This is a genomic window from Marivirga arenosa (assembly GCF_030503875.2).
In the GTDB taxonomy this organism is placed as follows: Bacteria; Bacteroidota; Bacteroidia; order Cytophagales; family Cyclobacteriaceae; genus Marivirga; species Marivirga arenosa.
Genome location: NZ_CP129968.2, coordinates 1,016,980 through 1,036,731, shown reverse-complemented (window position 1 = coordinate 1,036,731; position 19,752 = coordinate 1,016,980). Strand labels below are relative to the sequence as shown.

The window sequence follows — 19,752 nt, the reverse complement described above, 5'->3', positions numbered from 1 at the left end:
TTATAATCTATTCTTTTTCCACAATGATACTTTTTCTCCATTCGCCTCTTGAGCTGTTTGCTTTTTCTGTCTTTCAGACCATAATTTTACAGCCAAAGCAGAAGCAATTTCAGTTTCTATATCTGTAACCTTTTCATCCAGGTCACTTGCTTGAAAATGCTTCTCAATAAATTTAGTATCAAAATCACCGCTGGTAAAAGCATCATGTTGTAATACGTATTTACAAAAACTCAAGGTAGTTTGGATCCCTACTATTTCATATTCATCAATAGCTCTTATCATTCTACTAATTGCTTCCTCACGATTATCAGCATAGGTTATCAATTTTGCAATCATAGGATCATAATGAATCGGTATCTCCATTCCTTGTTCAAAGCCGTCATCTACTCTTATACCAGTTCCTTGAGGTCTTTTATACACTTTCAGCCTACCTATATCAGGTAAAAAGTTATTTTGCGGATCTTCTGCGTAAACTCTTACTTCAACAGAATGCCCCTTTATTGATAAATCTTCTTGCTTGTAAGAAAGCGCTTTCCCCTCTGCAATTCTAATTTGTTCTTTTACCAAATCTACGCCTGTAATTTGCTCAGAAACAGGGTGTTCAACCTGTAGTCTGGTATTCATTTCAAGAAAGTAAAAATTTAATTTCTCATCTACTATAAACTCTACTGTACCAGCTCCATAATAATTACAGGATTTAGCTACATCAATAGCTGCTTGTCCCATTTTCTCTCTAATTTCAGGAGTTAAACAGCTTGAAGGCGCCTCTTCAATCACTTTTTGGTGTCTTCTTTGAATAGAACATTCTCTTTCAAATAAATGAATCACATTTCCATGCTGATCACCTAAAACTTGAATTTCTATATGCCGTGGAGAAGTCACAAATTTCTCAATAAAAACAGCTCCATTTCCGAAAGCATTTTTCGCCTCACTTACCGCTCTATCCATTTGTGATTCGAAATCAGCTGGTTCTTCCACTATTCTCATTCCTTTACCACCACCTCCAGCACTTGCTTTAATCAAGATAGGATAACCTATTTCATCTGCTTTCTTTTTAGCAAACGCAACATCCGTAATGGCTTTATCTAAACCAGGTACTAATGGAACATCTCTTTTTAATACCGCTGATTTTGCTGAAAGCTTATCCCCCATTACTTCAATGGACTCAGCAGATGGACCAATGAATATTATACCTTCTTTTTCTACTTCTCTGGCGAAATCAGCATTTTCTGACAAAAACCCATATCCAGGGTGAATTGCATCAACCTGTAAATCTTTACAAGTTTTAATTATTTTATCTATTCTTAAATAGCTATCTGCTGAGGCGGGAGGCCCAACACAAACGGCTTCATCAGCATAACGAACATGCAAGGCATTTCTATCAGCCTCACTAAATATAGCAACTGTTTTTATTCCTAGCTCTCTTGCTGAACGCATTACTCTCAAAGCAATTTCACCTCTGTTTGCAACTAAGATTTTTTTAATATCTGGCATATCAATTTGTAGTTCTATATCAAATAAAAATTGAAGTACAATGCTACGTAAATTATGTCTTTTTTACTAAAAAATAAGCCTTTAAAGCACAAATAGGATTTTTTAGGTAGCAGCTTTTTTGTTACCTTTGGGGCTTGATTAGAATAGTTATTGATATAATAAAATAGATAAACGTGGATTTATTTGAGAAACTGAAGGTGGATCGCGGACCATTAGGTAAGCATTCAAACGTAGAAGAAGGTTATTTTATGTTTCCTAAATTAGAAGGAGAACTATCTCCTCATATGAAATTTAGAGGAAAAGAAGTATTAACCTGGAGTTTAAACAACTATTTAGGTTTAGGTAACCATCCCGAAATCAGAAAGGCTGATGCTGAGTCTGCTGAGAAATGGGGATTGGCATATCCTATGGGTGCTAGAATGATGTCTGGTAATACATCTCAGCACGAAGAATTAGAAAGACAATTGGCAGAATTCATCAAAAAAGATGAAGTAATGCTATTAAACTATGGTTATCAGGGTGTATTATCAATTATTGACGCAGTAGTTGGTAGAAAAGATGCCATTGTATATGATGCGGAATGTCATGCATGTATTGTGGATGGTGTTCGCTTACACATGGGGAAAAGATTTGTTTATCCTCATAACGACATTGAAAGCTTAGAAAAACAGTTACAAAGAGCAACAAAACTTACAGAAGAAACTGGAGGTGGTATTTTAGTGATTACCGAAGGTGTTTTCGGTATGACAGGTGCGATGGGTAACTTAAAAGATGTAATCGCTCTTAAAGAAAAATATAACTTCCGTTTATTGTGTGATGATGCACACGGATTCGGAACTATGGGTGAAACTGGTGCAGGTACTGGTGAGCAACAAGGCGTGATGGATGAAATAGATTTATATTTCAGTACTTTCGCCAAGTCAATGGCTCTTATCGGTGCATTTGTTGGTGGTGATCCTGATATCATCAAATTCTTACGCTATAATATGCGTTCTCAAATTTTCGCTAAGTCATTACCTATGCCAATGGTGGAAGGTGCTCTTAAAAGGTTAGAATTATTAAGAGACCAACCAGAGCATAAAGAAAACTTATGGAAAATTGTTAATGCACTTCAAAGTGGATTGAAAGACAAAGGCTTTAGCATAGGTACAACACAATCTCCAGTAACTCCCGTAATGTTGAACGGTACAGTGGGTGAAGCTGCTGCTTTAGCCTATGATTTAAGAGAAAACTTCGGAATTTTCTGTTCAGTTGTAATATACCCTGTAGTGCCTAAGGACACGATTTTATTAAGATTAATTCCTACTGCATCTCATAGTTTAGAAGATGTAGATCGTACGATTAAAGCATTTGAAGCAATAAAAGGCAAGCTAAGTGAGGGTCATTACAGAGAAAATGAGCTCGCAAAAGCGTTTAAAGAGTAATTTTTTTGCAAAAATGTTGCTCTAATTGTTGTTTTTATATGTTTTTACCTATATTGCTTACAATTAATTAATTTATTTAGTCAACCGTAAACTAAAATAAGAATGAAAAGATTCGAACAAGTAAGAGACTTAGTAATGAGTCTAGAAAGTGATTTTGAAAAATTCTATGACAAAGAAAATCAGGCAGCTGGTACTCGTGTTAGAAAAGGAATGCAGGAGTTAAAAAATCTAGCTCAAGAAATCAGAATTGAAGTTCAAGATATCAAGAACAAAGGTTAATTAGAATTTACAAGATTTCGAATGAGGCTGACATTTTTGTCAGCCTTTTTTTTTGAATTGTTTTTAAAGTCAACAAAATGACTTTACAATCGGTAAAACTTTATATTGTTAATTATAAAGACAAATTACATATATGAACGACATCCAATCTAAACTCCCTAAAGTAGGCACTACTATTTTCACGGTTATGTCTAAAATGGCAATTGATTTTGATGCTATTAATTTATCACAAGGATTCCCTGACTTTCCAGTATCTGAAAAATTAATTGACCTTGTGTATCAGAATATGCAGATAGGCCATAATCAGTATGCTCCTATGCCAGGATTACCCAAATTAAGAGAAGCAATAGCAAAAAAAGTTTCTAATACGGGTGGGGTAGATTTAAATATAGAAACCGAAATAACAGTTACTGCTGGTGCAACAGAAGCTATTTTTTCAAGCATATTAGCAACTGTTCATTCAGGTGATGAGGTTATAGTATTAGAACCTGCTTATGACTGCTATATTCCTGCAATTGAATTAGCAGGCGGTAAACCAATTCCTGTTTCACTAAACCCTGAAAACTTTACACCAGATTGGGAAAAAGTAAAAAATAGCATAACAGATAAAACTAGAATGCTGATTATAAACTTCCCTCATAATCCATCTGGGGCAATATTGCGAGATGATGATATTGCAACACTCAAGGAAATATTAGAAGGAAATCCAAAGCTTATAGTATTAAGTGATGAAGTGTACGAACATATCATATTCGATAAAGAAACGCATTTAAGCGTATTGAAAGATGAGTTTTTAGCAAGTAGAAGCATAGCTGTATCATCATTTGGAAAAACATTCCACGCAACGGGTTGGAAAATTGGTTATATGGTAGCTCCTGAAGCAATCATGAAAGAAATTAGAAAAGTTCATCAGTATAATTGCTTTTCTGTACATACGCCTAGCCAGTATGCCATGGCAGAATACCTTCAGGATGAAAAAAATTACTTAGGAGTTAGTGGTATGTATGAAAAGAAAAGGAATTTCTTTCAACAAGCTATAAAGGATTCAAAATTTAAAGTGATTTCATCTTATGGTACCTACTTCCAATTGTTAGATTTTTCAGAAGTTACCGATATGCCTGATATGGAATTTGCTCAATATCTTATCAAAGAAAAAGGATTAGCTTCAATTCCAGTTTCAGCATTTTATTCAGAAAATCAAGATCATCATTTATTAAGATTCTGTTTCGCAAAAGGAGAAGAAACCCTACAAAAAGCAGCTGATATATTATGCAAGATTTAAAAGTAACTTTAATTCAGACACCATTATACTGGCAAGAAAAGCAAGCTAATCTATCCATGTTTGAAGAAAAGCTATGGGAAATCGAAGAAGAAACTGACCTGATAATATTGCCAGAAATGTTCAATACTGGCTTTAGCATGGAGGCTGAGAAAATGGCTGAACCTATGAATTTGCATACTTTCAAATGGATGAAGCAAATGGCCAGTCAAAAGAAAGCTGTAATAACGGGATCATTTATTGTAAATGATAATGGAGATTACTTTAATAGGCTAATTTGGATGAAGCCTGATGGAGACTATTCTGTTTATGATAAAAGGCATCTATTTAGAATGGCGAATGAGGATGAACATTATACTCCTGGAGAAAAAGAATTGATCGTTGAATTAAAAGGATGGAAAATTAAACCTTTGGTATGTTATGATCTTCGCTTTCCAGTTTGGTGTAGAAATAAATCAAATAATGAAAATGAATTGGCCTATGATATTATTTTATTTGTAGCCAATTGGCCTGCCGTAAGGGTTAATGCCTGGGATAGCTTACTAACTGCAAGAGCAATTGAAAATGTGAGTTATAGTATTGGCGTAAACAGAATAGGAAATGATGGTAATGAAATCCCGCATAATGGGCATTCAGCCATATACGATCCAAAAGGAAATGCTGTTTACTTTGCAGATGACAGGGAAGTAATAAAAACAATTAGTTTATCTGCTGAGGAATTAATGAAATTTAGACAAAAATTTCCTGCTCAGTTAGATGCAGATAATTTTCTTATTAACTAAATATAATTATTTAACGGTTTAAAAATATTACAAAAATACTTTGATAAATAAATATTTTATACTATAGATTTAATTCAAAATAAAATTAGTAAAAAACAATTTTCAATTCGTTTTGTAAAAGTAAAAATCACTTATAGATTTGCAGCCTATATAAACTAAATTTTTAATTTTTATGAAAAAACTATTATTAGTAGCCATCATGGCTGTTTCAGTTAGCATAGTAAATGCTCAGGATTACAAGTCTTTTCAATTATATTTAGGATTAGGCTATACTGTACCTGAAGGTGGTGGTGGTATCCTTTTTGATGTTGAACCAGCTTATAGAATTAATGATGATATTGCTGTAGGTTTAAGATGGGAATCTGCTGCTATGGCAAGAGTTGTAGGTAATGAGGAAGCTAGTATTTCTGGAACTGCCTCTTATACTTTAAACGGTAAGTACTATTTAACTTCTGAAGGTTTTAGACCATATGTAGGTGCTGGTGTTGGTGCCTTTAGCCTTGCTTCAGTATCCGTTAGCTCTACAGGTGCTGGTGCTGGCGCAGAAACTAAAATTGGATTCTATCCTAGAATTGGTTTTGACTGGGGACACTTCAATATCAATATTGATTACAACTTCATTCCAAGCTCTTCTGTTGAAGGAGTTGATGTTAATGGAAATGCAGCTACATTTGATGTTGCCAACAGTTACTTAGGTATAAGATTAGGAGCATTTATATTTGGTGGTAAAAAATAAGCACCTGATAAAAATTATATTTCAAAGGCAAGCAGATTAGTGCTTGCTTTTTTTTATACAATTAAACTGAATCACCACATCCCCTTAATAGTTGAAATTAAAAAACTGAATTAAGGAATCACCAATTTTCTGGTGATATTTTTACCATTTGCAAATAAAGCACTTACAATGTAGAGTCCAGATTGTAGCTGTGAAACATCAATAGCCTCTCTTCCAAAAGCAGAATATTCCAGATTCGACAAGATTGTTTGTCCATTTAGCGTAGCGATAGAAATCGAAATATCTTGATTAGCTTTAATAAATAGAAGGTTATTTTCATTTGGATTGGGATAGATCTGAAATACTAATTCCTCACCACTTTCTACCTCATATTCTGCATTATTCCTAAAAACTCGTAGACCTCCTGAAACAGTGCCTAATATCAGAGTTGGGTAATCATCGTTAAAGATGGGAGCAAAAACGGGATTATTCCTTTTGCCGAAAAATATCTGGTCAAAATTTTGAATTAATTCATTATAGGAATAAAGCGTATCAAATTGCCCCGTATTATTTTGCAAATTCGGAAACACCCTAATATTACCACTGAAATCTGAAGTAATTAAATCTTGTTGATTATCATTATCAATATCCATTACATTAACACGAAGGGAAGATCTAAAGAAATCATCTCCAATATTTAAATAATTTTGTGAACGCTGCTGAAAAGAAGGGTTTCTCCCCTGACCAATATTTTCGTATAAAATTAACCCACCAGAAGATTTCCCTACTAATAAATCAGGATGACTGTCACCTATTACATCTGCCAGATGGATGGAGTATCCAAAACCTATGAATACATTATCAATTATAACAGATGAATTAATATCAAATTCATTATTCTCTTGAAATAGAATACGTAATTGATTGCTGTTCCCAGAGGTCGCTTGGATGATTAAGTCTTTTTGTCCATCTACATCAACATCCTGCCACTGAATAAACATATTGGCAAAACCTTCTTGAGAAATATTTAAAAAGTCGGAATCTTGTAATTCAAAGCTCGGGTTTTGAGTATCTCCAACATTTTCGTAAAAAGCAATTGCACTCTCTAAAACTTCATTAGAATTAATATCTGTATAGGCAATGAATAAATCCAAATCCCTGTCTTCATCATAATCCAAAAAAGCAGGACTTGCTTGAGCTCCCCAATCAATCATGTCCTCTTGCAAAAACTTTTTACTTACTAATTCATAGCCATTGCCTACATTTTGATATAACCAGTTAGAACTCGAAAAATTTACTGGACTACCAATGTTCCCCTCAATATTTGGAGATATAATAAGATCCTCTGAGGCATCTCCAGTTAAATCCATCACCATAGTATTGGGATAAAAATTAAATTGAGCGGGATTATTTGATGATGGATATGAGCTGGTAAAGCCTTCAAAATTTGGATCCAGATTGGATAAAGCTGAATTATTAAAATAATAAAGCTCATTGCATTCCTCGTGGCTGGTTACTAATTCTAAAACACCATCTTTATCAAAATCAAAAACCGATATACTCTTACCTCCTGCATGTCTTGCTTTATTATTTAGTACTCGACCTAAAATATCCTGGCAATCTTGACCATTAAATGCAAATACACCACAATCACAATCTTCAACCGTTCCCCAATAATTATCGACTAACTCAAATGAATTTAAGCTAGCAGTCCCGTTAGTTTCAATAGAATTATTTTGATAGAATAGAATTCTACTTTCTATACCTGAAAAATTAAAATTTAGTATATCAAGATCTCCGTCATCATCTAAATCACCAATGAATGGATAATCATTGAAATTAACCTGTAAATTAACATCATTGCCCGATAAACTAGTATATCGAATAAAATCAAGCGTTTTACTCCATTGTGGTAATCCTCCAGTTGAAATATTTTCATAGGCTGTAATTCCTAAATTTCCAGCCGTAAAAACATCCATTTTTCCATCTTGATTATAGTCTTTCAATATAAAGAAATTTTGAATTTCGGAAGGAAAAAACATTTCATACTCTGGAGCATATTCATATTCACCATCAATATTTAGAAAGCACAAAATCCTTCCTGAACTTCGGTCAAATCCTGCTAAGTCGAGGAACCCATCATTATTTAAATCAATCTTCCCCCATTGTACTCCATTTAAACCACCTGCCCAAGGGAATTCCATTTCACTAGAGTTAGAAAGTGGAACATCCTGATAGGGAATAAACCGATACTGGGCTTCGGTCAAAAATGAATAAAAAATAAACGTTATAAAGAGTAAGACTCGCATTTCACAAAAATAAAGAGGAATATATTTTTCTTGCTATAAACGTTAAGAAGCTTTTTTAATTTTTTAGATTTGTATAAATCATTTTAAGGATGACACAAATAGAAAGGCTTTACGAATTATTTTTAAAGAGTACAGGAGTTTGTACCGATACCCGTAAAATTCAGGAAGGTAATATGTTCTTTGCTCTTAAAGGTCCGAATTTCAACGGTAATAAATTTGCAGAACAAGCTTTGAATGATGGCGCTTCTATTGCCATTGTAGATGAAAAAGATTTTTATAAAGATAATGGAAAGTATATACTGGTTGATGATGTTTTGAAAACGCTTCAGCTAGTTGCCACAGTCCATCGAGAAAGCTTAGATATTCCAGTTTTAGGAATTACCGGTTCTAATGGAAAAACAACTAGCAAAGAAATTATACATCATGTATTAGCTAAAAAATATAAGGTTTTTGCCACAGAGGGTAATCTTAATAATCACATTGGAGTTCCACTCAGCTTATTATCCATTAATGATGAATATGAGATTGCTATTATTGAGATGGGGGCTAATCACATTGGTGAAATTGCTTCCTATTGTAAAATGGCACAACCTACACATGGTTTAATTACAAACATCGGAAGAGCTCATATTGGAGAGTTTGGAGGATTTGAAAATATCATTATTGGTAAAAGTGAATTGTTTGATTATTTGAAAAAGCATGATGGAGTCCCTTTTATTAATACTCAGGATAAAGTTCTGAAAAATATGCAAAAACGCTTTTCCAACGCGTTAAGCTTCCCAAATGAAGGAGATGATTTAGAGGTGAAAGTTGAAAAGGGTGGGACTTTCCTCAAGTATTCTGTAAACGAATTCAAAAATATTGAAACGAATCTGGTTGGTCAGTTTAACTACTTAAATGTAGCTGCTGCATTATGCATTGGACAATATTTCGAAGTACCCCTTGAAGATGGAGTTAAGGCTACTCAGGAATATTTACCTGAGAATATGCGCTCTCAAATGATCAAGACTGATTATTACACCATTATTTTAGATGCCTATAATGCGAATCCTGATTCAATGGAATTGGCTATCAAAAGCTTAGGAGCTATTGAAAATACTGAAACAGTAGTGATTTTAGGAGATATGCTTGAATTAGGTGACACTACAGAATTAGAACATGAAAAATTGGGTGAATTGACAGTGGATTTAGGAATCAGTAAACGTTATTATTGTGGCACTCATATTCAGTCCGCTTCAAAAATGGACAATTTTGGAAAATACTTTAAATCAAAAGATGATTTAATTGAATACCTTAAAGAAAAACCCTTGAAAAAAGGAAGTACAATTTTAATAAAAGGCTCTAGAAAAAATGCGTTAGAAGATATAGTGCCTTTCTTAACAAAATTTGAACTCAAATAATTACTCTAAAACGACTTTAAACATCTTTCCATCTCTACCAGCCATAAGAGCTGTACGAGCATCAATAAATTTAGCGGTCCAAATATCTTCCTCTGAAAGGACCTGCCATTTTTGTTGTTCTCCTAGCCATATTTCAGCACCATTTGGACCACAAGCAATCACAAAATCATTTTCCAGATAATTGGTGACTGCTAATCCATAAAAAGATCCTTTTATATTATGTTCAGGTAGTGCTGTCCAGTTTTCGCCATTATCTTCCGAAAAGAATACATTATCTAACACTTGATCAGCAATTGCTAAATCACCACCTGTGATCCATAATTTTCCTGAAGTTTTCTTTATGGCTGTCAATCCTGCAAATTCACCTATAATCATGGGAGTACTTTTTACTTCCCAGCTTCTTCCATAATCTTGCGTATAAAAAACTCTGGCACTGCCGTTTGCTCCGGTAGCAATCCATGCTTCTCCTCCTTCTTCTATTAAAATATTGCTTCCACTTGAGGCAAAGCCACCTTCTCCTTCATTTGCCATTGGAGCAGTAGGAATTCTTTCCCAGCTTCTTCCAAAATTGGTGGTTTTTAAAATATAGGCTAATGAATCGATTGCATCTCCATAGACTAATCCTTGACCATTTCCCCAGAACTGAACGGCATCAATAAAGCCCTCTTCATTTTGCATTTGAAAAACCTGATTCCAGCCTGATTGCTCATGAAAATAAAATATTTTACTTAACTCTCCTTCTCCAGCACTTAATACTATCGCTTCCTTATCACTTATCGGTTGAATATCTCGAAACTGTAAACTATCAATTTTAGCATAATTAAATGACGTCCAGTTTTCACCAGCGTCAGTCGTTTTTAATATAGTGGCAGCAGTTCCACTGGCCCAAGCAGTAGAATCATTAAACTTCTCTAATCCTATGATTAAAGAATTCATATTGGTATTAAGCACTTCTAGTTTAGGTTGAATCGACTTTGGGCTGCAGCCTACAATAATGACTGATAAGAAAAATAGACTAACTATACTTTTAAAAAAATCACCAATCGAAATATTCATCTTCATTAAGTTCAAGTTCTTCATTTTCATCTTCAGGAAGCTTTTCTCCTTTAATTATTTTCTTGAGGGTTTTACCTTCTTCTTTTATCCTATCTGCTATAGATTTCAAAGATCGCTTTTTATCCCAGCTTACTTCAAAGTCATCCGTTGTACCTTCAATTTTTAAATATAGGCTTGAATAATCCTTTTCTTCTTCAATAGCACCAAAAGCTTCGTCTTTATCTTTTCTTTTATAGTTTTTTAAAGGTACTAATAATCTATAATTAATTTCCTGATCGAATGTGTGCGTTCCCTGAATCAATATGTTAGAAACATTTGACTGAATAGACATCTCGGGCAAGTAAATTACTTCATTCTTGATCTCAATTGTATTCCTCATCTCCCCAAAACTCAAATTGGTCAATTCATCTTCTCTTACATAATCAGACAAGCTCAGCATAGGCTCGAAATTATTAAGCTCACCATTCTCAATTTTAGCATCAATAGTAGCTTTGAATACATCTGATTGAAAATTAAGCTTCTGATCCAACATGATGAATGCTTTAACTTTGGCATCGATTTTACCTTTAAGGTGCTGGTCGGTAAGGAAATCCTGGCGAAAGTTCTCAAAGGTGTAGAAAATGCTATCCACATTTAAGCCATTAAAATCAGCAGATGTATTGACTAAAATTTCATTCTCTTTTTTGGCATTCACTGTTGCGATTAATGTCATTTCACCTCCACAGCTTCCTAATTCTAGATCAGATGCCTTCAATATTTGATCGGAAAGCTCTATTTCTCCAGAAATATTTCTGGCTTTAAAGCGCTTAAATTCTAAATGTTCAATATGAGAAGTGAAGTCCAATTGCAACTTAGGACTCAAAGCAAATTTGAATGATTCCTCCTGCTTTTCTATTGTATTCTCTTCGTTCGACAAGCCTGATAAAAGCTCATTCAGGTTAATATTTTGACTGATCGTTTCAGCCTCAATTAATAAGGCTTGATTTTCTTTCAGGAAATATGGAAATATATTTAAGAAAAAACCACTCAATTCAATATCCGATTCTCCTATATCACCTTGTAAATGATTAATGGCAATATCATTCTTATTAAACATCAATCTTCCATTCACATTTTTTATAGGCAAAGGATAATCTTGATAAACACCTGATAGATTATGTAATATAATTTCTCCTGAATTATTTATTCTTGAAGCGGTAGATGCTTGTTTAAAATCATCCAAATAACCGGCTAAGCTTATATTAAAATCTATAGCTCCTTCTAGTTCTGAATACTTTTCACGGTTTGGGAAAAAGCTGATCAAGTCAGGGGTAGATATTTGTCCTTCTGTGGATAGATTAATCAAATAGTTCTCAAAATCTTTAACTCCTAAATCGGCAGTAAAGGATTTGCCTTTAAGCGTTCCTGAAATATCTTTTAACACTAATTGAGAACTTCTCAAATTATGATATTTTCCGTTATTAAAATTTCCATGGAAACTTAAATCTTCAAATCGAGTATCATAATCAGCATGGTATAAAGAAGCCTGATTAACGTTAAAATTAAAGTTTACTTTGGGAGATTGATTGGCAGTGAGTTTTCCTTTAATACTACCTTCAAACTCTGCATTCCCTTTACTTTCATATTCTGAAATATAATTCCTGTATTTCTCGGGCAGTAAAGATATGATGGTTGAAAAATCAGACTCTATTCCTTTTACCAGCAAGTTCATTTCGCTTGTATTAATTTTGTAATCGCCAGCAAGCTGAAATTCATTATTAGACAAAAACAATTGAGAAGGCCCTATTTCTACAATTTCATTTCCTTGTATATAATTTAGGTCTGCATTTATTTTCAAATTTTTGTTTTCAAAATAGCGAAGATCGCCCAGTTGGATGGCTCTAGTTTTTAACTTTCCATTAGCTTTAATTTTAAAGTTATTTTCAACCTTATTCAAACTCGCCATTAAAGCCTCAGCATAAATATGGTAATTTTGATCCAGGCCATCATCAGCATAAACCACATCAACAGATTGAATATCAATATTCTTTAAATTGAAATTAACCCCATTATTCTTTGATGAATTGGTGTCATTTTTTAAAATATCATAATTCCGTTTACCTGATTTTGTCAGTCGAATATTCAGCTTTCCTTTTTTAAGAATAATTTTTTCAAAGGAGTAATCTTCCTTTATAAAATTTAAAGCATTAAATGAAAGCGCTAATTCCTCTAACTGGGCAAGCGGTTTCTTACTATTGGGTAAAGATTCTTGAATAAAAACATCCTGAAATCTTAACGATATATTGGGGAAATCAGTCCACCAGTTAATATCAATCTTACTAACCTGCACAGGCGTTTGAACCGATTTATTAATTTCTGTTAGAATTTGATCAATTAAATCATCCTGATGGTAGTACAGATAAGCCGAACCACTCGCAAAAAGCAGAATAAAAAATAGAGTAAAATATAAAATAAACTTCCTCAGGTACTTCAATATGGTATTTTTAATTTAAGAACGAAATTTGCGAATAAGAGATATAAATCCAAATAAAATTTTTATAACCGTAATGACCTGATTTTCAAATCAATAAAATATAGCTTGATTTTTTTTTTGAATTATTTTATAAAATCAATTTGTAAATATAAAAAGCAGTACTACATTTGCATTCCCAAACAACAACAAACGGTTGTAAAAAAGGAAAAAATAATGGGGTTATAGTTCAGTTGGTTTAGAGCATCCCGACCAAACAGTCGGGAGGGTCGTAGGTTCAAACCTACTAATCAATTGATACAAAATAATTAATGGGATTATAGCTCAGTTGGTTTAGAGCACCTGCCTTACAAGCAGGGGGTCGTAGGTTCGAATCCTACTAATCCCACATTCTACGAAAGGCTTACAAATAATATTTGTAAGCCTTTTTTTATGATTAAAAAATCTAGCATTATAGCTCTATTAGTTTAGTTTTGAGCATCCCGACTAGTTAGTCGGGAGGGTCGGAAGTTCGAATGCCTAATAACTAAATTTTTACTTATTTTGGTTAGAATTTTAATTTCAACCAATTCATGTGTCACTTCTATATCGTATACTCCCCCACTTTAGATAAATATTATACTGGCTATACCTGTGATAAGCTTTTAGAAAGATTAAGAAAACACAACTCAAATCATAAAGGATATACTGGAAAAGCTAAGGATTGGAAAATAGTTTACACTGAAGTTTTTTCTTCAAAAGAACTCGCCTATGCCAGAGAAAGACAGATCAAAAGCTGGAAAAGTAGAAAAAGAATTGAATCTCTAATCAAAAATAAATAGCCCTGTTGGTTTAATACATCTTAATCCTTTATATTTATTCATAGAGTTAAAACCAAAACCTGAAAATCATGAATGATAAGCAAAAGAAAATTATTGAAATAATTTTAGAAATCCTTCATAAGAATAGCGGAAAGTGTAACTCTGACCAAATATCATCCGCTATTGAAAATAATGGATATGATTTCTATGACGAGGCTTATCAAGATAGTTTGCATATTCTAACTATATTAAAAGACCAAAATATTATTCGATCACATGGAGAACCTGCTTACTATTTTGAACTTACTGACTTTGGGTATCAAGTCATAAGTCAAGGTTATCAAAATTGGCTTAATGAACGGGATAAAATAGGAAAGGAAAAAAACAAGAATATTATTCTTTCAAATCGTTTACCAATAATAGCCATTGTAATTAGTGCTTTATCAGTAATTTATGTGATCACTTCAGATTTAACCGATGATTCCTATTCTGATCTAGAAGGTAGAATAAATCAGATGGAGCAAAAGCTTAATGCAGATCTGAGTGATCCAAAAGCCATCATTGATTCTCTTTTGTTGAGACTCCATGACTCTGTAGTAAATAATTCGTCTAATAAAGGCTTTCATAAAGAATCAATTGGTAAGTAGGTGAATTATAATATTAAAAGAATCAATTACATACTAGAAGACATTATTGAGATAAAAGCTTTCAGCGCGTAGAAAAAAAGTTGGAGTTATGAAAGTACCACAGTTTATTCGGTTCCCATTCTTAAGGAAGAAAAACTACTTTATCAGAGTTCTGAAATACTTGTACTATAACTCTGGTGATAGATTCCAAGCTGACCTACTTCTTAAGAAATTAAAATTAAAAAATTACGCATACTTTTTAAATTGTCTTGAATGGTTGGTCGATGATGGACTTGTGGTACGAGAGCAGTCTCAGATAATAAACAGTGAGCCTCCCTTTAACACTTATGACGTTGCATTATATCGTATATCTCATGATGGATATAAGTTTATAATGGAATTGAAGTCAACTCAAAATAATTTATGGGTATCAATTTTAGCTATTATAATAAGTGCAATTTCAGTAATCAATGTTATCAGTAATAATGCAAAGACTACATCTAAAATTATTGACCTAGAAAATCAAATCCAGAAGATAGAGCATAAATATGTAACTAATAAGAATTCTGATGACTCTCAAGATATCATTGATTCTTTATTTCTCATTTTTAATAAAACTGTAAAAGAAGATTCAATAAATAATTTAAACCAAAACCAATGACTAAAAGAACCAGTAGATTTACCTTGATTTTTGGAGCAGCTTGCTTTTATTCTGGGTATGAGATGGGGAAGATTTCAGAAAATACTAACAAGTATAAAGTACAAATAAGAAAATCATAACTAAGAAGAGAAGACAATGGATGATCAGAAAATAAGTACGTTAAACAGTATCAATGCCAAGCTGGATAATATTGGAGTGCCATTTCAATCCAATTATTCTGCAAATGAATTGACACTTCTAATCAAAGCTACGCACTATACAATTAATTCAGAGGAATATCTACTTACTCTAAGCAAAGATTTGGAAAAATTACTTCCAGTACCTAAAGAAAATACCAGTTTCATGTCTACATTAAATAGATTTGAAGCTATTCTTAATAAATGCATTACTTATTTTAATGATAAAAGTTAAAGATGAAGAAGCTGCCTAAAAAAATATTATTTCTATGTTCAGTGACTATGTGGTTTTATTCTTGTAGTGATCTTAATAACACAGACAACTCTGGGCCAGAACCTATCAGTATTTACAATAGGACTTCAGAAACTATATTGGTCATTGAGAAAAGCAATCGTGAGGAAATATTAGTTGAACCAGGCGAAAGTATGCCATTAAAAGAATATGGCAGCATCACCGATAATTATAAATTTGAATTACCATCTGATGAAGAGAAGTTTGTTTATTTTGAATATAGTAATGATGGTGAATTCATTTTTGCAATCTATGACTTTTACCTCCAATATAATATAATAGGATCTAATGGAGCTGAACGTGCTAGTTTAACCTGGGAAACAAGCTCTGGCGGTACAGGTCAAAGTACTGTTGACTTGCCTTACACAATTGAATATGATGAACCATTTGAAGATGACTTTTATTATATATCCGCACAAATAGATAATGGTTATGGAACTATAAGAGTTGAAATAATTAATAGGTTTAAAGAAACGGTTGATTCAGATGAAGCAACTGGTGAATATGAAATTGCAACGGCATCTGATTGAATCACATAACTAGCGTAAAAGCGTTAATTATGAAATAAAGAGAAACTAATTAATTGCGTAATTTTATAACACTCTCATATACAGATCCTTACTAAATCCTTATAAGCAGAGGGTCATAGTTTCGAATCCTACTAATCCCACAATTATAAAAAGGGGTTACAGACTTAAGTTTGTAACCCTTTTTTAATTTCTACCCAATATGATGATTAAAATTTATCATTAATTCCACACACCACTTATAAAAATTTAGTGGCAACTCTAAAGTATTTAAAATAGATTGAAGAAAAATCCATTTTAAATATGAAGAAACTATACTTTTTAGTTGGAATAATCTTCCTATTCCAAATACAAACAGTAGAAGCTCAGCGAAATCGCAAAAGTGCTTCTACCACTCAATATGACGAGAAACTTTATGACGCTCTCCAATGGAGAGGTATTGGACCCTACAGAGGCGGTAGGTCTGCTGCGGTAACCGGAGTTACTGGTCAACCTAACCTATATTACATGGGATCCACTGGTGGAGGTGTATGGCGCACCAAAGATGGTGGAAATACTTGGGAAAGTATTTCTGATGGCCATTTTGGAGGCTCTATTGGAGCCGTAGCGGTTGCGGAAAGTGATCCTAATGTTATTTATGTTGGCGGTGGTGAAAAGACTCTACGAGGAAATATGTCATACGGCTATGGAGTTTACAAATCAGTAGATGCTGGTAAAAACTGGGAACACATGGGACTTGACAATAGTCGCCACATCAGTAGAATCAGAATTCATCCTCAAAACCCAGATATAGTCTATGCAGCCGTAATGGGTGATATTTTTAAAGATTCTCCTGAAAGAGGTGTTTATAAATCTACTGATGGAGGTAAAACTTGGGACAGAAAATTATTTGCGAATAGCAGAGCTGGCGCAGTGGACCTGATCTTAGATCCTAATAACCCAAGAATTATGTATGCTTCTACCTGGAATGTGAGAAGAACGCCTTATAGTTTTTCAAGTGGCGGGCCTGGCTCTGACATTTGGAAATCAACGGATAGCGGAGAAAACTGGACAAAACTTTCAGAAAATGAAGGTTTACCGAAAGGCACTTGGGGTATTTCAGGAATAACCGTTTCCCCGCAAAATTCAAATCGGGTTTGGGCTATCATTGAGAATGATAATGGTGGTGTTTTCAGATCTGATGATGCAGGAAAAACATGGAAGAAAACAAATGACGATAGAGCATTAAGACAAAGAGCTTGGTATTATACCAGAATTTACGCTGATACTCAGGATGAGGATATGGTATATGTTGTAAATGTGGATTATCACAAATCAAAAGATGGAGGAAAATCTTTTGAAGCTTTTAGAGCTCCACACGGAGACCACCATGATATGTGGATTGACCCTAACGATAATCAGCGCATGATCATGGCTGATGATGGTGGTGCTCAAGTAAGTTTTGATGGCGGAGAAAACTGGAGTACTTATATGAACCAGAATACTGCACAATTTTACCGCGTTACAACAGATGATCATTTTCCATTCAGGATATATGGTGCACAGCAAGATAACTCTACGGTAAGAATTGCACATAGAACCACAGGATCTGTTGTTGGCGAACAAGATTGGGAATCAACCGCAGGGGGTGAAAGTGCGCACTTAGCGATTGATGAGGAAAATAATGAAGTAGTTTATGGTGGTAGCTATGATGGCTTTTTAACTCGTTACAATCATAGCTCTGAAGAAATAAGAGCGATAAACGTATGGCCAGACAACCCTATGGGACACGGAGCAGAAGAAATGAAATACAGGTTCCAGTGGAATTTCCCTATTTTCACTTCTCCTCATGATCCAAATAAACTTTATACGGCTTCAAATCATTTACATGTAACTACCAATGAGGGTCAAACATGGGAAACCATAAGCCCTGATTTAACAAGAAATGATCCTAGTAAATTAGGTCCTTCCGGTGGTCCGATTACAAAAGATAACACAAGCGTGGAGTATTACTGTACTATTTTCGCAGCCATTGAATCTCCTTATGAAGAAGGTTTGTTATGGACAGGTTCTGATGATGGTTTAGTTCATGTGAGTAAAGATGGAGGCGAAAACTGGGAAAATGTAACCCCACCTGATATGCCGAAATGGATTATGATCAATAGCATTGAGGCAAGTCCATTTACTAAGGGGGGCGCTTATATAGCCGCTACCTCTTATAAAAACGGTGATTACCGTCCTTATTTATATAAGACAAAGGATTACGGTAAAACATGGACTAAAATTGTAAATGGAATAGCTAATGATCACTTCACAAGAGTTTTAAGAGCCGACCCGAAAAGTCCAGGTATTTTATATGCAGGAACTGAAACCAAAATGTACATTTCTTTTGATGATGGTGCTAGCTGGCAGGATTTTCAGTTGAACCTCCCAATCGTTCCTATTACCGATTTAACCATTAAGGACAATCATTTAATTGCCGCTACTCAGGGTAGAGGATTTTGGTTGATTGATGATTTAACAGTATTACATCAGTTGGGTGCAGCAAAAGCAATCATGGATAAAATGAATATGGATTACCATATTTTCAATCCAAAAATCACTTATAGAATTGGAGGTAGATCAAGGGAAAGTAAAACAGCAGGTACTAATATGCCATCTGGTGTAATCACTTACTTTTATGCAAAAGATACAGCTGCTGCTGATACTGTAAAATTGATTTACAATGAAATGGGCGGTGATACCATCCAAGTATTCAGTACTCATCCCGATAAAAAGAAGAATGAGAAAAAGTTAGAAGTAAAACCGGGTAGTAACCAACATATTTGGAACATGCAGTATCCGGGTGCAGAGAGCTTTGACGGTATGATTCTTTGGTGGTCATCTTTAAGCGGACCAACAGCCTTACCGGGTGACTATGAAGTAAGCTTAGTTGTAAACGGTAAAGGTCAAGGTACTCAGGTCGCCACTATTAAAAAAGACCCAAGATCTTCTGCTTCATATGATGATTTAAAAGCACAATTTGATTTTCAACAGGATGTAATCGCGAAATTATCTGAAACGAATTTAGCAATTAAAGATATCCGAAGAGCGAGAGTTCAAATTGAAGATGTAATCAAAAAAGCAGATGCAGATACTGTAAAAAGCATGGGTAAAAGTATTCTTAAAAACATGAAAGACATTGAAGAAACACTTTACCAGACTAAAAACAGAAGTAGACAAGATCCTTTAAACTACCCTATAAGATTAAATAATAAATTAGGGCATTTAAACAGTTTAATGGGTATGGGCGATAATAGACCCACTGATTCTGCTATTGAATTTAAAAAAGAAATCACAGCTAGAATTGATGAGCAACTTGATGCCCTCAATAAAATATTGAATGAAGATGTTGCCGCTTTCAACGATTTAGTAGAGGCAAATCAAGTAAAAGCAGTGAAACTTGATTAAAGCATAAGTCCCAAAAATAGAAAAAGGCCAGTT

The 19,752-nt window shown here is 33.9% G+C and carries 16 protein-coding genes and 2 tRNA genes; 14 read left to right on the top strand and 4 right to left on the bottom strand.

The features are described from left to right. Positions 1–1,494, bottom strand: a complete 1,494-nt coding sequence (gene accC, locus QYS47_RS04435; RefSeq protein WP_322347859.1) for an acetyl-CoA carboxylase biotin carboxylase subunit — start codon at positions 1,492–1,494, stop codon at positions 1–3. 173 nt (positions 1,495–1,667) lie between these two features. Between accC and QYS47_RS04430 the strand changes: the two genes are divergently transcribed. From QYS47_RS04430 to QYS47_RS04410, 5 genes are all read left to right on the top strand, one after another. Next, on the top strand, positions 1,668–2,918 hold the full coding sequence (locus QYS47_RS04430) for an aminotransferase class I/II-fold pyridoxal phosphate-dependent enzyme (protein WP_302127641.1): 1,251 nt from the start codon (positions 1,668–1,670) through the stop codon (positions 2,916–2,918). Positions 2,919–3,020: 102 nt separating this feature from the next. After that, positions 3,021–3,197, top strand: a complete 177-nt coding sequence (locus tag QYS47_RS04425) for a histone H1 (RefSeq protein WP_302103588.1) — start codon at positions 3,021–3,023, stop codon at positions 3,195–3,197. Between the two features lie 133 nt (positions 3,198–3,330). After that, entirely contained in the window at positions 3,331–4,479 is a 1,149-nt protein-coding gene (locus tag QYS47_RS04420) for a methionine aminotransferase (RefSeq protein ID WP_302127642.1), read from the top strand. Beyond that, positions 4,467–5,258 carry an amidohydrolase gene (locus tag QYS47_RS04415; protein WP_308357592.1) on the top strand — a complete coding sequence of 264 codons (792 nt, stop codon included), beginning with the start codon at positions 4,467–4,469 and terminating at the stop codon, positions 5,256–5,258. The genes QYS47_RS04420 and QYS47_RS04415 overlap by 13 nt, the downstream gene beginning before the upstream one ends. A 172-nt stretch (positions 5,259–5,430) precedes the next feature. Further along, on the top strand, positions 5,431–5,994 hold the full coding sequence (locus QYS47_RS04410; protein ID WP_302127643.1) for an OmpW family outer membrane protein: 564 nt from the start codon (positions 5,431–5,433) through the stop codon (positions 5,992–5,994). A gap of 110 nt (positions 5,995–6,104) precedes the next feature. On the opposite strand, the gene QYS47_RS04405 is transcribed toward QYS47_RS04410, so the two are convergent. Then, the gene (locus QYS47_RS04405; protein ID WP_322347858.1) at positions 6,105–8,282 is read right to left on the bottom strand and encodes a T9SS type A sorting domain-containing protein; all 2,178 of its coding nucleotides are present in this window, start codon (positions 8,280–8,282) and stop codon (positions 6,105–6,107) included. 89 nt (positions 8,283–8,371) lie between these two features. On the opposite strand from QYS47_RS04405, the gene QYS47_RS04400 reads away from it, so the two are divergent. After that, a complete protein-coding gene (locus QYS47_RS04400) occupies positions 8,372–9,682 on the top strand; it encodes a UDP-N-acetylmuramoyl-tripeptide--D-alanyl-D-alanine ligase (RefSeq protein ID WP_322347857.1) in 1,311 nt (436 codons plus the stop codon). On the opposite strand, the gene QYS47_RS04395 is transcribed toward QYS47_RS04400, so the two are convergent. Together QYS47_RS04395 and QYS47_RS04390 are read right to left on the bottom strand one after the other, a co-directional pair. Then, complete coding sequence (locus QYS47_RS04395; protein WP_322347856.1) at positions 9,683–10,744, bottom strand: WD40/YVTN/BNR-like repeat-containing protein; 1,062 nt, start codon at positions 10,742–10,744, stop codon at positions 9,683–9,685. Further along, entirely contained in the window at positions 10,719–13,211 is a 2,493-nt protein-coding gene (locus QYS47_RS04390; RefSeq protein WP_322347855.1) for an AsmA-like C-terminal region-containing protein, read from the bottom strand. The genes QYS47_RS04395 and QYS47_RS04390 overlap by 26 nt, the downstream gene beginning before the upstream one ends. 215 nt (positions 13,212–13,426) lie before the next feature. Here QYS47_RS04390 and QYS47_RS04385 point away from each other — a divergent pair. From QYS47_RS04385 to QYS47_RS04350, 8 genes are all read left to right on the top strand, one after another. Beyond that, positions 13,427–13,501: transfer RNA gene (locus QYS47_RS04385), tRNA-Trp, on the top strand. A gap of 20 nt (positions 13,502–13,521) precedes the next feature. Further along, a tRNA-Val gene (locus QYS47_RS04380) sits at positions 13,522–13,596 on the top strand. A 184-nt stretch (positions 13,597–13,780) separates the two neighbouring features. After that, positions 13,781–14,029 (top strand): GIY-YIG nuclease family protein, encoded by a 249-nt coding sequence (locus tag QYS47_RS04375; RefSeq protein ID WP_322347854.1) that lies wholly within the window; start codon positions 13,781–13,783, stop codon positions 14,027–14,029. A 68-nt stretch (positions 14,030–14,097) separates the two neighbouring features. Then, positions 14,098–14,655, top strand: a complete 558-nt coding sequence (locus QYS47_RS04370) for a hypothetical protein (protein WP_322347853.1) — start codon at positions 14,098–14,100, stop codon at positions 14,653–14,655. An 88-nt stretch (positions 14,656–14,743) separates the two neighbouring features. Continuing rightward, positions 14,744–15,295, top strand: coding sequence for a hypothetical protein (locus QYS47_RS04365; protein ID WP_322347852.1), 552 nt, complete (start codon positions 14,744–14,746; stop codon positions 15,293–15,295). 135 nt (positions 15,296–15,430) lie between these two features. Then, positions 15,431–15,706 (top strand): hypothetical protein, encoded by a 276-nt coding sequence (locus QYS47_RS04360; RefSeq protein WP_302127658.1) that lies wholly within the window; start codon positions 15,431–15,433, stop codon positions 15,704–15,706. 47 nt (positions 15,707–15,753) lie between these two features. Beyond that, positions 15,754–16,293, top strand: coding sequence for a hypothetical protein (locus QYS47_RS04355; protein WP_322347851.1), 540 nt, complete (start codon positions 15,754–15,756; stop codon positions 16,291–16,293). 300 nt (positions 16,294–16,593) lie between these two features. Next, positions 16,594–19,719 (top strand): WD40/YVTN/BNR-like repeat-containing protein, encoded by a 3,126-nt coding sequence (locus QYS47_RS04350; protein WP_322347850.1) that lies wholly within the window; start codon positions 16,594–16,596, stop codon positions 19,717–19,719. Positions 19,720–19,752 lie beyond the last annotated feature (33 nt).

What these genes read in the sequence shown, in the direction of transcription:
- accC (WP_322347859.1), bottom strand. Translation starts at nt 1,494, where the DNA reads ATGCCAGATATTAAAAAAATCTTAGTTGCAAACAGAGGTGAAATTGCT.
- QYS47_RS04425 (WP_302103588.1), top strand. Translation starts at nt 3,021, where the DNA reads ATGAAAAGATTCGAACAAGTAAGAGACTTAGTAATGAGTCTAGAAAGT.
- QYS47_RS04420 (WP_302127642.1), top strand. Translation starts at nt 3,331, where the DNA reads ATGAACGACATCCAATCTAAACTCCCTAAAGTAGGCACTACTATTTTC.
- QYS47_RS04415 (WP_308357592.1), top strand. Translation starts at nt 4,467, where the DNA reads ATGCAAGATTTAAAAGTAACTTTAATTCAGACACCATTATACTGGCAA.
- QYS47_RS04410 (WP_302127643.1), top strand. Translation starts at nt 5,431, where the DNA reads ATGAAAAAACTATTATTAGTAGCCATCATGGCTGTTTCAGTTAGCATA.
- QYS47_RS04405 (WP_322347858.1), bottom strand. Translation starts at nt 8,282, where the DNA reads ATGCGAGTCTTACTCTTTATAACGTTTATTTTTTATTCATTTTTGACC.
- QYS47_RS04400 (WP_322347857.1), top strand. Translation starts at nt 8,372, where the DNA reads ATGACACAAATAGAAAGGCTTTACGAATTATTTTTAAAGAGTACAGGA.
- QYS47_RS04395 (WP_322347856.1), bottom strand. Translation starts at nt 10,744, where the DNA reads ATGAAGATGAATATTTCGATTGGTGATTTTTTTAAAAGTATAGTTAGT.
- QYS47_RS04375 (WP_322347854.1), top strand. Translation starts at nt 13,781, where the DNA reads ATGTGTCACTTCTATATCGTATACTCCCCCACTTTAGATAAATATTAT.
- QYS47_RS04370 (WP_322347853.1), top strand. Translation starts at nt 14,098, where the DNA reads ATGAATGATAAGCAAAAGAAAATTATTGAAATAATTTTAGAAATCCTT.
- QYS47_RS04365 (WP_322347852.1), top strand. Translation starts at nt 14,744, where the DNA reads ATGAAAGTACCACAGTTTATTCGGTTCCCATTCTTAAGGAAGAAAAAC.
- QYS47_RS04360 (WP_302127658.1), top strand. Translation starts at nt 15,431, where the DNA reads ATGGATGATCAGAAAATAAGTACGTTAAACAGTATCAATGCCAAGCTG.
- QYS47_RS04355 (WP_322347851.1), top strand. Translation starts at nt 15,754, where the DNA reads ATGTGGTTTTATTCTTGTAGTGATCTTAATAACACAGACAACTCTGGG.
- QYS47_RS04350 (WP_322347850.1), top strand. Translation starts at nt 16,594, where the DNA reads ATGAAGAAACTATACTTTTTAGTTGGAATAATCTTCCTATTCCAAATA.